The sequence below is a fragment of the Henriciella pelagia genome (assembly GCF_002088945.1).
Taxonomy (GTDB): domain Bacteria; phylum Pseudomonadota; class Alphaproteobacteria; order Caulobacterales; family Hyphomonadaceae; genus Henriciella; species Henriciella pelagia.
In genome coordinates this window covers 677424-691857 of record NZ_NCSU01000011.1, presented here as the reverse complement: position 1 = coordinate 691857, position 14434 = coordinate 677424, and the positions used below count along the sequence as shown (strand labels likewise).

15 protein-coding genes are annotated in these 14434 nt (G+C 62.2%); 10 read left to right on the top strand and 5 right to left on the bottom strand.

Going from position 1 to position 14434, the window contains the following annotated elements; translation table 11 throughout:
- Complete coding sequence (locus B8746_RS12765) at positions 1–744, bottom strand: pyridoxine 5'-phosphate synthase (RefSeq protein WP_084394033.1); 744 nt, start codon at positions 742–744, stop codon at positions 1–3.
- A gap of 89 nt (positions 745–833) precedes the next feature.
- Positions 834–1187, bottom strand: a complete 354-nt coding sequence (locus tag B8746_RS12760) for a hypothetical protein (RefSeq protein WP_084394032.1) — start codon at positions 1185–1187, stop codon at positions 834–836.
- A 271-nt stretch (positions 1188–1458) separates the two neighbouring features.
- Here B8746_RS12760 and B8746_RS12755 point away from each other — a divergent pair, with 271 nt between their 5' ends.
- The 4 genes from B8746_RS12755 to B8746_RS12740 all read left to right on the top strand — a co-directional run bounded on the left by B8746_RS12755 (position 1459) and on the right by B8746_RS12740 (position 6383).
- A complete protein-coding gene (locus tag B8746_RS12755) occupies positions 1459–2406 on the top strand; it encodes a calcium/sodium antiporter (RefSeq protein ID WP_084394031.1) in 948 nt (315 codons plus the stop codon).
- Between the two features lie 150 nt (positions 2407–2556).
- Positions 2557–4917: a hypothetical protein gene (locus B8746_RS12750; RefSeq protein WP_084394030.1), complete on the top strand. Its 2361-nt coding sequence runs from the start codon at positions 2557–2559 to the stop codon at positions 4915–4917.
- 93 nt (positions 4918–5010) lie between these two features.
- Positions 5011–5574, top strand: a complete 564-nt coding sequence (locus tag B8746_RS12745; RefSeq protein ID WP_084394029.1) for a carboxymuconolactone decarboxylase family protein — start codon at positions 5011–5013, stop codon at positions 5572–5574.
- Positions 5571–6383 (top strand): SDR family NAD(P)-dependent oxidoreductase, encoded by an 813-nt coding sequence (locus B8746_RS12740; protein ID WP_198943728.1) that lies wholly within the window; start codon positions 5571–5573, stop codon positions 6381–6383. Before B8746_RS12745 ends, B8746_RS12740 begins: the two co-directional genes overlap by 4 nt.
- Here the strand turns inward: B8746_RS12740 and B8746_RS12735 are convergent.
- Positions 6380–6982, bottom strand: a complete 603-nt coding sequence (locus B8746_RS12735) for a DUF998 domain-containing protein (RefSeq protein WP_084394028.1) — start codon at positions 6980–6982, stop codon at positions 6380–6382. The genes B8746_RS12740 and B8746_RS12735 overlap by 4 nt on opposite strands.
- Before the next feature lie 100 nt (positions 6983–7082).
- On the opposite strand from B8746_RS12735, the gene B8746_RS12730 reads away from it, so the two are divergent.
- The gene (locus B8746_RS12730) at positions 7083–8378 is read left to right on the top strand and encodes an NADH:flavin oxidoreductase/NADH oxidase family protein (RefSeq protein WP_084394027.1); all 1296 of its coding nucleotides are present in this window, start codon (positions 7083–7085) and stop codon (positions 8376–8378) included.
- Positions 8379–8519: 141 nt separating this feature from the next.
- On the opposite strand, the gene B8746_RS12725 is transcribed toward B8746_RS12730, so the two are convergent.
- Positions 8520–10094, bottom strand: coding sequence for an ABC-F family ATP-binding cassette domain-containing protein (locus B8746_RS12725; protein ID WP_084394026.1), 1575 nt, complete (start codon positions 10092–10094; stop codon positions 8520–8522).
- 166 nt (positions 10095–10260) lie between these two features.
- Positions 10261–10617, bottom strand: coding sequence for a VOC family protein (locus B8746_RS12720; RefSeq protein WP_084394025.1), 357 nt, complete (start codon positions 10615–10617; stop codon positions 10261–10263).
- A gap of 192 nt (positions 10618–10809) precedes the next feature.
- Here B8746_RS12720 and B8746_RS12715 point away from each other — a divergent pair, with 192 nt between their 5' ends.
- From B8746_RS12715 to B8746_RS12695, 5 genes are all read left to right on the top strand, one after another.
- Entirely contained in the window at positions 10810–11520 is a 711-nt protein-coding gene (locus B8746_RS12715) for a helix-turn-helix transcriptional regulator (protein ID WP_084394024.1), read from the top strand.
- A gap of 207 nt (positions 11521–11727) precedes the next feature.
- Entirely contained in the window at positions 11728–12711 is a 984-nt protein-coding gene (locus B8746_RS12710; protein WP_084394023.1) for an NAD(P)H-dependent flavin oxidoreductase, read from the top strand.
- An 87-nt stretch (positions 12712–12798) separates the two neighbouring features.
- The gene (locus B8746_RS12705) at positions 12799–13383 is read left to right on the top strand and encodes a Yip1 family protein (RefSeq protein ID WP_084394022.1); all 585 of its coding nucleotides are present in this window, start codon (positions 12799–12801) and stop codon (positions 13381–13383) included.
- A gap of 111 nt (positions 13384–13494) precedes the next feature.
- Complete coding sequence (locus tag B8746_RS12700) at positions 13495–13926, top strand: D-Ala-D-Ala carboxypeptidase family metallohydrolase (RefSeq protein ID WP_084394021.1); 432 nt, start codon at positions 13495–13497, stop codon at positions 13924–13926.
- Positions 13914–14390 carry a hypothetical protein gene (locus tag B8746_RS12695; RefSeq protein WP_084394020.1) on the top strand — a complete coding sequence of 159 codons (477 nt, stop codon included), beginning with the start codon at positions 13914–13916 and terminating at the stop codon, positions 14388–14390. The genes B8746_RS12700 and B8746_RS12695 overlap by 13 nt, the downstream gene beginning before the upstream one ends.
- Positions 14391–14434 lie beyond the last annotated feature (44 nt).

Here is a 14434-nt window from a genome sequence, read left to right as displayed (position 1 = left end):
TCAGACCCTCTGCCCACAGGCGCGGCGGAAGCGGCGCACGGTTTCGGCCATGCCATAGGTCAGCGCATCGGCGGTCAGGCCGTGCCCGATCGAGACTTCAGCGAGTTCGGGAATCCGGGCGACAAGGGCGGGCAGATTGGCGACGGTCAGGTCATGGCCGGCATTGACGCCGAGTCCGAGCGCAAAGGCGGCGTCCGCCGTCTCGCCAAGCTTTTCGACTTCTCGGGCCGCGGCGCCCGCATCATCCCAGGCCGCGCCATACGGGCCGGTGTAAAGTTCGATCCGGTCTGTGCCGGTGGCGTGCGCGGCCTCGATGCCGGCCGGCTCGGGATCTGAGAAGAGCGAGACGCGGGCGCCGGCTTCCTTGAGGCGCGTGACAATACTGGTTAGCCGGTCCGCATGGGCCACGAAATCCCAGCCATGGTCAGAGGTGGCCTGGCCGGGCTCATCCGGGACCAGCGTGACCTGATGGGGCGCGATCTCTTCGACAAGATCGAGAAAGTCGCCGGACGGGTAGCCCTCAATATTGAATTCGCGGTCCGGGAATTCGGAGCGGATGAGGGCCTTCAGCTCTGGCAGGTCGGAACGGCGTGTATGGCGCTCATCCGGGCGGGGGTGCACGGTCAGGCCGGACGCCCCGGCCTCAAGGGCGATACGGCCAAGCCCGGTGACGCTCGGCCAAGGAAGGTCGCGGCGGTTGCGCAGCAAGGCAACGGCGTTGAGGTTTACAGAAAGATCGGTCATCGCCGCCAGGGCCCCTGATGGTGCGTGGTGTTCACGCCGTCATGTAGGATGCCCGGGCGGCGATGGCCATAGAGTCTTGGTATGAAAGCCTATTCGGGCTGGTTTTCGCCCGGAATGACGGTGGCTTCGGCGCTCGTTTCAGCGTCAATGGCATCGAGCGTCGTGTCGGTTTCGCCTTCTGCGACGATCACCGTCTCTGCCGAATCGCCCGGTGCGCCGTCAACGATCAGGGCCGGTGCTTCCACGGTGGTGTCGGTTTCGGCCGTGATGACCGTTTCAGTGTCCGGCTGTGCTTCGGCGATGTCGGTCACCGGCACTTCAGTGAACTCCGTCACCGGCTCGGCCGTCCTGTCCTGAGCGGTGGTGTAGTAATAGGCGACACCGCCGCCAACAAGCACGACGCCCGCTATGGCGGCCGCGATGATGTAATTGCGTGCGCTCATCTGCGCACTCTCCATTCTTGAAAAAGAGTTGGGCTGCGCCCATAGCGCAGTCCGCGGGTCTCATGTTCCGCGAGCGCTATATGGTGAGAGTCGAGTTCCGGCGAAAGAGGGCGCGGAGGGCGCTATCCAAAATTTAATCTGTGTGGGGAGGATTGTCGCTGCTTGATTTGCTGAAGGAGCAGGCGCATATCGCCAACTGCAATCCGGGCCCGTGTCAGAAACGACGAACCCCCGCGCGACGGCGGCCCGGTTGATGTGCTACCCCTCCAGAATGCTTATCCTTTCCCTTATCGCAGGCTTTGTCCTGCTTCTCATTGGCGGCGACGTCTTTGTTCGCGGCGCTGTATCCCTTGCGCGGCGGCTTGGCGTGTCACCGCTTCTCATCGGCCTGACGCTGGTCGGCTTTGGAACCTCGACGCCAGAACTCGTGACCAGCCTTCAGGCGGCGCTGGCCGGCTCGCCGGGCGTGGCGACCGGCAATGTGATTGGCTCGAACATCGCCAATATCCTTCTCATCCTCGGTGTGGCGGCCTTGATCCGGCCACTGCTGATTGATGGCGCGGCGCTGAAGCGCGACGGACTGGTGCTCGCGATTTCAGGCCTTCTGTGTCTCGGCGTGGTGCTGAGCGGTGTGCTCGACCGGCTTTCTGGCCTGGTCTTTGTCGCAGGCCTTCTGCTCTATCTCGGCTTTGCCATCTGGCAGGAGCGGCGCAATCTTGGCACGGCAGGTGCCGCGGGCCTGCCGGTTGAAGACGAGGCCCCGGCCGGACCAGCCTGGCTGGCCATTGCGCAGACGGTGGGCGGTCTTGCCCTGACGATCTGGGGCGCTTCGCTCCTGATTGACGGCGCGGTCGGCATCGCGACCCGCTTTGGCGTATCGGAGACGATTATCGGCCTCTCCATCGTGGCGGTCGGCACATCCCTGCCGGAGCTTGTCACCTCTGTCGTCGCGGCCATTCGCGGGCAGAGCGATGTCGCCTTCGGCAATATTGTCGGCTCGAACATCTACAATGTGCTCGGTATTCTTGGTGTGACGGCTCTCGTGCAGCCCATTCCGGTGCCGGACGAGATCATCGCGGTGGACATCTGGGTGATGCTGGCGGCGACCATCGTGCTGCTGGTCGTGGCGCGGACCGGCTTTCGCGTGACCCGGGCCGAGGGTGTCTTCATGCTCGCCGGCTATGGCGGCTATACGGCCTGGCTGGTGAGCCAGGTCTAGGCTCGGGTCCAGGCAGGGCTGAGGCCCGCCCGCACTCCCGCGCAGCGCTTGTCGGGGCCGGCCCATTACGCCGCGCCCCGATTTTTTCTTTTCAACCTCAGGCAGGCGAGATAGGTTTCGTTTCGCAGGCGTAATGAGTGGGGTCAGGACGTGGCGGAGGCAGACAAGAAGTGGAATCCGTTTCGTGATGAAACGATGCTCACTGGCTTCGCAGGACTGAGCGCGCTTTGGGCTGGCATTATTCTGATCACGCTCATTAAGGATGCTCGCGAGCCAGGTCATCTGCCTGATGATGTATGGTGGCCGGTGCTCATCGCAGCGTTTGGCGTGCTCTGGCTGGGCGCGCAGCTGTTGCGCCACGTCGCGGTTTGGAAAACCTATTGCGAGGCCTATGAGACTGTTTCGGCAGACCGCGACAAACCCCAGAAGAAGCGAGCCGATAGCGGGTTCAGGGAGTTCTTTCTGTATCCGGCACTCAGCCTGTCGGGACTCGGACTTGTTGCCTATCTTGCGGCGGCAAATGGGCGGATTGGCGCCATCGACGTCGCGATTTCGGGCGATCAGCTGAAGCCAGTGCACATGGCGACGTTTCTCGCTTTCTTCATTGCGGCGTTCTTGCCACTGATTGTTATCATCACGCGTCATGCACGGCTTGAGGCTGAGGCACGAAGGCGCGAAGGCCAGGGACCGGAAATTCTTCGAGACGATGTGGTCAGCAATGCGAGCTTTGTCACAACGCTGGTGCTCATCGGCCTGATCGTCGCGCTCGCCTGGGGAGCGGCAGGCGAAAAGTTTTCGATGAAGGAGGATTTCGGCGTCTTCATCACATTTCTTGTTTTGGTCGTCTTCTTTGTGATTATCCTTGCGCCGCATGTGATGCGTTTCCGGAATGACTATCGAGAGCGGCAGGAAGAAAAGATCATCGCTCGGGGGCGCGTGCTGTCTGCCGGCATATCAATCGCCAGCCCGGGCCGCTGGATCAGCTATGCAGATTCGATTCTAGTGAGGTTTGTGGCACCGCTGTCGGGCGCAACGCAGAACGGACCTTTCGTCCCACACCTGCTGGTCGTGATGGTCATTCTGCCGCTGAGTGCGCTCGGCTATGTGTTGGCGGCACCCTGGGGTCTCATTCCGATTGGTATCGCGATGTTGATCGCTTTGTCGCTCGGACGGCGCTGGGCGTGGGTGGAAGAAGACCGGGAGACAGCGTCAAGGCTTCGCTCGACGCGTGGCCGCAAGATTGCGATCGGCTTCCAGAACGACCTGAAGGACGAGGCTCTGCTGGGCTATGCATCACTGTTCGTCTTGGTGCCGCTTGCTCTGTCGCAGCTCCAGGGGTGGACCGGAACATTCGGCTACAAGGAGGAATTTTCGAGCAACAATGCGTTCATAGACTGGCTACGCTTCTTCGGGGCCGAGCTCGCCAAAGCCGTACCTTTTGTGGATTGGTGGGAAATATACAGCGTTGATATCGAAGCGCCCTACAGCGCCGAAGGTGGAAACGGCCAATTGGCCATGCATCTTACATTTGCTGCGCGCGCCATGGTCGACCTTGTCATCATGGCGGCACTGTTTCAGGCCATTGGCCTCTGGCAGCGCTCCAGGATCCAGCACAGCCTGTACAAGGGAGGCCAAGTAGATTCATTTGAACCCTTTGAAGAAGCGAACTTTTTCGAGCGTGGCATGATCAAGGACCCACAAACGAAGAAGCGTCGTGCCAAGCGCCAGTTCGAAGAAAGAATCGATCGTCACGTCGAGGCGCGCAAAGCCTTGGGGATGGCTGAAACTCCATACAGTCCACGGCGATTGAGCGAATTGATCCACTCAACCAATCCGGATGTGAAAGCCGGTGCCCTGTGGATGATCGAGAAGTACGATGTATTGGCGGGATCGCCCGCTGAGCAGTTGAGCCGTCTTAGTCGGCGCTTTAACGCACCGAGATTTGCGGTTGCAGCGACATCGTCCGAACCAGACGATGAATACTATGTACGAGCGCAGAAGGGTGAACTCGAAAGGGTTTTGTTGGAACTAGAGCAGAGGCCAGACTTGTTCCGCGATAAACAGGTCGACGAACTCGTTCAAATTCTGATTGTGGTGAAAGATCTTCCGGAGTTCACGTCGGCTGAAAAGACGTCGATCACTTTGTTTGAGCGTGAGCTTTCAAGGAAGTCACTCTTAGCGCTTTGCAATTTTATCATGGAAGACGACCACCGAGCCTCAAAAGCGGGTGAGCTACTGCAGGCCGCGATCAAGGAGGAGTTTGGAGAGCACTCCAACCTCTTCATGGGCCTCGCCCCAATGAGAGTTGATGTTTATTCCGCAATCGAAACACACGGTCTTATTTCGCGTTCAGGGGAGCCGCGCGACAGAATCGTCGACTTACTTAGATGGATGGGACAAGAATCTGACGAAATGTTTGGAGTGAAAGGTGATCGCGCTCAGCCAGCTCGGGAACGCGCCTTGGCGGCGGCGAACTTAATTGCTTCGGGACTAATGAAGCTTCCGCCATAGAAATCCCACTTGCCCCCCGTGCGACTCCGTCCTTTAGTGTAGTGGACTAGCGCCCCGTCAGAGGGTGACTGATGCTACAGGAGGACACCGTATATGCGACTATCGACGCCGCGCATCCCGCCACTTTCCGATGAGGAGATGGGCGAAGAGCAGAAGCAGCTGCTCGGGGAGCGTTTCCGGACAGGGAAGGTGTTCAACATCTTCCGCACGCTGTCGCGCTCGCCCAAGGCGTACAAGCGCTTCATGCTGTGGGGCGGCTATATCCTGTCGGATGCCAATGACCTGCCGGAGCGTGAGCGCGAACTGGTCATCCTGCGGGCCGGCTTCAACTGGAAGTCCGGCTATGAATGGGCCCAGCATGAGCGGATCGGGCTGCGCTCTGGCCTCACCGAGACCGAGATTGCGCGCATCAAGCTTGGGCCTTCCTCGCCCGACTGGAGCCTGGAAGACGCCGCGCTGCTGCAGGCGACGGATGAGCTGACCACCGACGCCTTCATCACGGAGGAGACCTGGGCGCGGCTCAGCTTCCTGTCCGACAAGCAGAAGATGGATCTCGTCATGACGGTTGGTCAGTATACACAGGTTTCCATGATGCTGAACACGTTCGGTATCCAGCTCGATGATGACCTGACGCTCGATCCGGACCTTAAGAAGTGAGCGATATAGACGTCTCGGGCCGACTGACCGGCAAGGTCGCGATTGTCACCGGCGCAGGCCAGACGCCGGGGCCAACGGTCGGCAATGGCAAGGCGATGGCGCTGCTGTTTGCGCGGGCCGGGGCGAGTGTCGTCTGCGTCGACCGGAGCCTGGAGCGGGCCGATGCAACGGTCGCGACCATCCGCGAAGAAGGCGGCGATGGGCTCGCCCTTGCAGCGGATGTATCGGACCCGGATGAAGCGGCGGGCATCGCGCGCACGGCGCTTGAGACGTTCGGCCGGATCAATGTGCTGGCGAACAATGTCGGCATTGGCGGGGCGGGTGACGGGCCGGCCAAGCATCTCACCGAAGAGGCATTCGACCGTATACTGAGCGTGAATTTCAAGGCGGCATGGCTGGTCATCCGGGCGTGCCTGCCGATCATGGAAAAGACGGGCGGGTCGATCATCAATATCTCGTCGCTGGCATCGCTCGCCGGGGCGCAGATGCTCGCCTATGAGACCAGCAAGGCGGCGATGAACCGGATGACGCAATCGGTTGCGCTGTCGGGCGCCAGGCATGGGGTGCGGTGCAATGCGATCCTGCCGGGCCTGATGGATACGCCGATGGCGATTGTCGGCATTTCGGAGCGACGCGGCATCAGCCCTGATGATTTGCGGGCCGAGCGGGCCGCGCGTGTGCCGATGGGGCATATGGGAACGGGCTGGGACACGGCGCATGCCGCGCTGTTCCTGGCAAGCGAAGAGGCGCGTTTCATCACCGGCGTGCTGCTCCCCGTCGATGGCGGGCAGGCGGCGCGGGTGGGTTAGGCGGGAGCCTGCGTAATCCGACCCGTCCAGCCCGCAATGGCGATCCAGATGGAGGCGGAATAGTCGGCGAGGCGCTGGAATGCGCCTTTGTGCCCGTCCCAGGCCGGGTCTGCCGCCAGTACGGTGCCGACGATGAAGGCAAGTGTGGCGGGCGGCGTGAGCCAGCGCATCAGCCGCGTGCCGCGTCTGAGGGCGATGGAAGCCAGCATCGCGAAGCCTGTCATGCCGCCGAGGTATTCGATGATGCCGGCGGTGTTGTGCAAGGCCTGCCGGCCTGTGCCGGGGACGGGGCAGCCCGGAAGGCAGGGAAAGACCACCGCGCCGAGATAGCCGATGGGGATGGCGAAAAGCAGGCCGAGACCGATGCGCGCCGTGATTGCCTCATCGGGTGCGGCGAGGCGGATAGCGAGGATGAAGGCCGAGGCAAACGCGACCGGCAGGAAGGCGCCATAGGTGACGAGCTGGTTATAGGCGGCGCCGTCCGCGCCGAGTTCGCTGAGATAGCTTGCCGAGGCGGAGTAGTCAGGCTGGATCAGCCCGATGGCGGTTGGCAGGGCGATGCCGGTCAGGAGCAGGATAATGGCGGCGATGCGGGTCATGGTGACTGGTAGCACGCATTTGTTGTCGTCGCGACAACTGCGCAATCAGTGGACGCTGGCCACTTTGCGCGCCATGCTTTTCCCAAAAGCCGGAGAGGGCATGATGAGCAGCGTACTTGAACAGTCACTGGAATTGCCATGTGGGCAGGTCTTGCCGAACCGGCTCTGCAAGGCGGCGATGACGGAGCAGATTGCCGGGCCGAAGAATGAGGCGGATGAGCGTCATGCGACGCTGTACCGGACCTGGGCGGGGAGCGGTTGCGGGCTGTTGCTCACGGGAAATGTGCTGGTCGACAGGATGTGCCTGGAGAGCCCGGGCAATGTCGCGATTGTCGGTGAGCAGAGCGCGGAGCATCTGGCGGCGCTGAAGGCGTATAGCGCTGCGGCGAAGTCTGACGGGGCGAAGGTGTGGATGCAGATCAGTCATGCCGGGCGCCAGACGCCGAAGATCGTGAACCCGCAGCCGGTATCGGCCTCCGACGTCAAGCTGGCGCTGCCGGGCGGGCAGTTCGGCAAGCCCCGGCCGATGACAGGCGAGGAGATTCGCGAGACGATTGCGGCGTTTGCCAATTGCGCGAAAGTGGCAAAGGAGACCGGCTTTGACGGCGTGCAGGTGCATGGCGCGCATGGCTATCTGATCAGCCAGTTTCTCTCGCCGCGTTCCAACCTCAGAAATGATGAATGGGGCGGGCCTCTGGAGAACCGGGCGCGGCTGCTGCTGGAAACGGTCGACGCGGTGCGCGCGGCGGTCGGGCCGGACTTTGCAGTGGGCGTGAAGCTCAATTCAGCGGACTTCCAGAAGGGCGGGTTCTCATTCGAGGATTGCATTCAGGTTGTTGAATGGCTGAACGGGAAATCCATCGACCTGCTCGAAATCTCAGGCGGCAATTATGAGCAGCCGAAACTGCTCGGCATTGACGGGCTGCAGGCGCCGGAAGAGCAGGCCGTGCGCGAAAGCTCCAAGGCTCGCGAAGCGTATTTCGTGGACTATGCGGCGATGGTGCGGGAGCGCGCGAAGATGCCGATCATGGCGACGGGCGGGTTTCGCACGCTCGCGGCAATGGAGGAGACCGTCTCTGCCGGTATGGCGGACATGATCGCGATCGGGTCACCGCTTTGCAGCGATCCGCACGGTGTGAAGAAGCTGCTCGCAGGTGAGGTGGACCGGCTGGAGAATTACGCCAAATCGATGCGGCTCGGCCCGGGCTTCCTTGGGCCCAATAGCGGCATTGGCATGGTGAAGATGATCAATGCGCTCGGCCAGATGGCCTGGAACTACATCGCCATCGAAGCCATGTCGGAAGGACGCGAACCGCCGCGGAATATCGGCCTTCTCAGCGCATATAACCGTCACGCGGGCAAGCAGAAGCGACAGGCGAAGGCGCTGATCCGTTAGAGCTGAATTTTCAGCATGGCGTTCACCACGGCTTGTCCGTGGTGCCCATCTCCTCCTGTCCGCAATTACGAAGTGACCGATGATGGACCCCACGGATAAACCGTGCGGTACTTAACTGCTATAGCCCGCGAATTCGCGGCGTTACAGGGTGATGACATTTTGCACGCCAATTGCGTTGAGGAAGGCTGTGTCGTGACTGATCACGATAATCGCGCCGGTCCATGCTTTCAGGGCGGCTTCGAGCAGTTCGACGCTTTCAATGTCGAGATGGTTGGTTGGCTCATCGAGGAGGAAAAGCTCTGGCGGCTCGCCGCCTGCAAAGGCAACGGCGAGGCCGGCGCGCAGGCGCTCTCCGCCTGACAATGTGCCCACCGGCTGGAGGGCGGCTTCGCCCCGGAACGCGAAGCGGGCAAGGCGGGCGCGGATGTCATTCTCGTTCAGCGCTGGCAGAAGGGCGCGGACATTCTCCAGGAGGGAGGTGTTCGGGTCGAACACGGCGACATGCTGGTCGAGGATGGCGATGCGCCTGGTGAGACGGGTGACAGTGCCGGAGGCCGGGGCGATCCGTCCACGGATAAGATTGAGCAGGGTAGACTTGCCAGAGCCATTCGCCCCCTTGATGGCAATGCGCTGCGGCCCGCGAACCTCCAGCGATAGTGGCCCAAAGAGGGTTCGGCCGCCAAAGCCTGCGCAGACATCTTCCAGTTTCAGAAGCTGGCGGCTGGATGGCAGGTCGGGTGACGGCAGGTCGATGCTGAGCGGCGTCACGATTTCCAGCCGGGCACTGGCTGCGGCAACCGCGTCACTCGCTGCGCCGAGCTGGCGGTGGGCGAGGTCACTGCCGCGTCCGGCGGTCTGTTCGGCGCGTTCCTGGCGCTTGTCGAGCAGCATTTTCGGCTGGTCGCCGCGGGTGCGGACGGCGCGGCCACGCGAGTCGGATTTTTCCTGCTTCTCGCGGGCCTGCTGCAGTTTGCGTTCGGTGGCCTTCAGCGTGTTGGCGGCGCGCTCCGCTTCCGCAGCGGCGCGGGCACGAGCCGCTGAGCGCGCTTCGGCAAACTCGCTCCATCCTCCGCCGAACACGGTGCAGCCGATGGGCGAGAGTTCGACGATCCGGTCTGCCTGTTCGAGCAGGGCGCGGTCGTGGCTCGCAATCAGCAGGCCGCCGGGCCAGGCCCGGATGAGGTCATCAATGGCCGCGCGGCCGGCGGCGTCGAGATTGTTGGTCGGCTCATCGAGCAGGAGGAGGTCCACCTCATCCAGAAGCAGGCCGGCCATGGCAAGGCGCGTGCGTTCGCCGCCGCTGAGCGATGCGATCCTGCGGCCTGTGTCGAGACCCGGAAGGCCCATCTGCGCGAAGGCCTGCTCAAGGCGGGGCTCCAGCGTCCAGTCGGCATGATCAAGATCTTCCGGCGTGCCGTGTCCGGCCGTAATGCGGGCGAGGCGCGCAAGCTCGCCTGCGACGCCAATGGTTTCGGCGACAGTCAGGCTTTCATCGAAGCGCTGGCGCAGGCGTCCGGTGCGGGCGTTGAGATGAATGGTCCCGCGCAGGGGAGCGGTGTCCTGCTCGATCGCTCTGAGCAGGGTGGATTTGCCAGAGCCATTGCGGCCGACAAGGCCGACGCATTCGCGGCCAATAGAGACGGTCAGATTGTCGAAAAGCGGTTTGCCGTCAGGCGTGGCGAGGGCGAGATTGTCGAGGGTGAGACAGGCGGTCATGGAAAGGAGTCCGGAAAGAATGGATGGGCAGCGCGATAAGGGTGCGTGCGAAATCCATTGTCGGGCTCCTTCAGGTGTGGTTGCTTCAGTGGTTCTGATAATGGCTGGAAGCGCAGCGTGCAAGCGCCTGACCGGGAAGGCTCGCGATCCTGGGCGTTGGCGTGCCTCAAGCCTCGCACACATTCACCCAATTGCCCAAAACGTCACGGAAGTCGAAATAGCGGATCGCTCCGGCGCTCTGTATTGGCGTCACTTCGAGACCTTCCGATGTGAGGAGGGCGTGAAGGGCGTCGGCATCGCCTGTCGCGAAATTGAAGGCGTAGTGGGCATCCCGGTCAATCTTGCAGGCTGGATAAAGGGTGATGGCGGTCTCGCCGCGGCCATCCCCGTCAAAGCGCAGGCCGATATAGCCTGCAGATTCGAAAATCTCCTTCATCTCGAACAGCCGCATATACCAGTCCGCCGCCAGCCGGGTATCGGTTGCGGGTACGAAGATGGTGTCGATCCGGCTGACAGGCGCCATGGTGTGATCTCCTGCGTGAACTTATGATGTTGAGGGGTGATTAGCACCGGATGCCAGCTATCTTGAAACTATCCGCTTGACCATGGGGCCCGCAGCCCTTGTGGACGGTCTGTGCTGTTCACTTTTACGTTGACGCGGGGCCTTGCTACGGCAATGGTTAAGGATGGGAGAGGCGCCAGGAAAGCCTGAAAAATGGACTTGTCGGACTATGTCAACGCGGTGTGCGAAGCCACGAACCCCGAGGCGTTAGACGCCATATTGCTAAAGATGATGGATGATCGCGGCGTCGCGGCCGTGTCAGGTTATGCCTTTCCGTTCGGAGGTGACGTCACCACCATCCAGAAACCGATCATCACGTCCTGGCCGCCAGAGGTCCGCAACGCCTATCGCTCCGACATGGCCGGTGAAGATCCGATCATGTATGCGTCGATGACGCTTGGTGTGCCCGTGCATTTCCTTGAAATCTATCCCTCGCTCAGCATTGACGGAAAGGGAGAGCGCGTCCTGGACGTCATGCGGGCGGCCGGATTCCGAGACGCCGTGACCACACCGGTCTATGCCAAGCCAGGCGCATTTGCCTATTTTGTGGCTGCCTTCCGCGAGGAGCGTCATGACATGACGGTGGCGGAGATGCGGCGGATAAAGCTTATGTTCACGGAATACTATGTCCGATACCTCGAAATTGCGCGGATTGAGGGGGCCGCGCTTTCAGATCGCGAACGGCAAGTCCTGGTCGCCATGGTGGCAAACAAGACGAATAGCGAGATCGCCGCGATGCTGGGCGTGTCGGAACATACAGTCGGCACCTATGTGCGCCGATGTTTCGGGAAGCTCGACGTGAACAGCCGCACGCAGGCGGTGCTGCGCTATCTCGGCGGCGGGGCGCTGGACCTCTCGGCCTAGAGTACACCCTGCGATCACAGTTTTGCGATCCGTTAGGCCCATTCCAGCTCTGACTGACGACAGGCCGCAGCGTGTGTTTTCCCGCCGCTATCAGCGCGCCTGCGGGTTCGCCGTTGCGCACACCGTCTCCCAACGTCACATCTTGCCGGGCAGGGTGACGGGGCTATTTCTGGCTAAGAGGAAACAGTCTAGAGGGAAATCCTGCCCATGGCCCTGCCACAAGTGCTCCAGAACATGCGCCTGCCGGTGATCGGCTCGCCGCTTTTCATCATCTCCAATCCGGATCTCGTGATCGCCCAGTGCAAGGCGGGTGTTGTCGGCTCTTTCCCGTCGCTCAATGCGCGGCCGATCTCGCAGCTCGATGAGTGGCTGGACCGGATCACGTCTGAGCTCGCCGCATATAACAAGGCCAATCCGGACAAGCCGGCTGCACCCTTTGCGGTGAACCAGATCGTCCACAAGACCAATAATCGCCTTGAGGAAGACCTCGAGCTCTGCGTCAAATACAAGGTGCCACTGATCATTACCTCGCTCGGCGCGCGGGTCGAGGTGAATGATGCGATCCACTCTTATGGCGGCATCGTCATGCATGATGTGATCGATACCTGGTTTGCCAGGAAGGCGCTGGAAAAGGGCGCAGATGGCCTGATCGCCGTGTGTGCCGGTGCTGGCGGCCATGCCGGGCGGCTGTCGCCATTTGCGCTGATCCAGGAGATCCGGAAGTTCTTTGACGGGCCGCTCGCGCTCTCAGGCTCCATCGCGAATGGCGGGGCGATCGCGGCGGCGCAGGCCATGGGCGCCGACTTTGCCTATATCGGCTCTGCCTTCATTGCGTGCGACGAAGCCAATGCGGTCGACGGCTACAAGGATGCGATTGTGCAGTATGGCGCCGACGACATCGTCTATTCGAACCTCTTCACCGGCGTGCATGGCAATTATCTGAAGCCATCCATCATCGCGGCCGGCATGGACCCTGACAATCTGCCGGAAAGCGATCCGAGCAAGATGAATTTCGGCTCGGGCGGCAACCAGAAATCCAAGGCGTGGAAGGATATCTGGGGCTGCGGACAAGGCATCGGCGCGGTCACCGAACGCATGCCGACAGCCGACTTTGTCGCGCGCCTGACGCGGGAATATGATGACGCCGTCGCTGCCCTTTCCAGAGGGCGTGCCTTCGCTCCGGCGGGCTGACCAAAAATTCCTGTTGCGTAAAGTGCAATTTCGGTATCCGTTTCCTCTATTGAGCCTGCGGTCGGGTCTGCAGGCGAGGAGGGGGCTATGACGACACTGATTGATCGCGCCAGGAATCTGATTCTCAAACCGGCCGAGGAATGGGCCGTGATCGAGGCCGAGCCGCTGGACAAGCAGGCTGTCCTGATCGGTTATGTGCTGCCTCTGGCGGCGATCCCGCTTGTCGCTGCGCTGATCGGCCAGACGCTGATCGGTGTGCCCGGGATTGGCCGGCTTCCGCTCGACCTGGTGATTGGAGGGATCCTTTACAGCTTTGCCGCCTCGATTGCGGGCGTCTTCGTGTTCGCCTTCATCCTGACAAAGCTCGCGCCCTATTTTGGCGCCGAGGCCGATTTTGACCGGGCGTTCAAGGTGTCTGCCTATACGCCGACGGCAAGCTGGCTCGCGGGGATCTTCATGCTCCTGCCATTTCTCGGCTTCCTGACGCTGCTCGGGCTCTATTCCTTCTACCTGCTGTTTCTCGGCGTTCCGCGCCTGATGAAGCCGCCTGCGGACAAGGCGACGGTCTATACGCTCGCTTCGATTGGCGTGGCCTTCCTGCTTGCCATGGTCTTTGCCGCCGTGCAGACTTTTGTGGTGATGGGTTCAGCGGGCTCGGCGACCGGACTGTAGGGCCGGGGCGGCGATTTCCCCGCGCCATCGCCCGTCAGTCCTGCGATCGGGCTGGTCGCGTCCGACCGGGCCAGGGCACGCCTTATCCTGACCTCCGTCAAAGGAGGAAGGATGCTTTTCGGAACGGGTGCAGCCGCGCAGACGGCCCTTGGTACAGACTGGAGCTGGGCGAACTTCTCCATCGCCGAACTTTCCTGTCGGTGTGGTGGGCGGTTCTGCGGCGGTGAATACTGGCACGATGCGCAATTTCTCGACGCGCTGGAGACGTTGCGGGCGGCGATGCGCGGCAGTCCGCTGATCATCACTTCCGGGCATCGCTGTGCTGGCTGGAATGCCGCCGTCGGCGGCGCACCCCTGTCGCAGCACAAGCGCATCGCGGCCGATATTGCCCTTGCGGGGCATGACCGGTTTGCCTTGCTGAGAGCGGCTGGGCAGGCCGGGTTCACCGGCCTCGGACTGGCGCGCACCTTCCTTCATGTCGACAGGCGGGCGCGGCCGACGCGCTGGTACTATCCAGGGAGCAAGGCGGTATGGAAGAGGTAGCAGGCCTCGCGGCGAGCGCGGCGGGCGGCGGACTCTTTGGTCTGGTCGGCACGGTGCTTGGCCGGTTCGCGGGCTTTTTCGAGGCGCGCCAGAGACAGGCGCATGAGCGGGCAAGGTGGCGCCATGAGACGGCGCTGCTGGAGCTGCAACACAGGGCGCATGCGGCAGAGACCGAGGCGGAGATGGCGCTCGCCGAAACCAGCGGCAGTTGGACCGGGCTGGCCGCCTCGATCGAGGCGGAGGCGGCAATTGCCTCGAGCTATCGGTGGGTCGATGCCGTGCGCGGGCTGACGCGGCCGCTGCTGACGCTGCTGCTGTGGCTGATCGCTGGCGGTATCTGGCTCGGCGCCGACGAGGCAGGGCGGAGCGCGATCACCGACACCGCAACCTTCGCGGCGACGGCGGCAACCCTCTGGTGGTTCGGCGACCGCGGGCCCAAGCAGGGTGGGGCGACTGGCCCATAAGCCGACCGCCCAAAGAAAAAGGCGGACCCAAAGGCCCGCCTTTT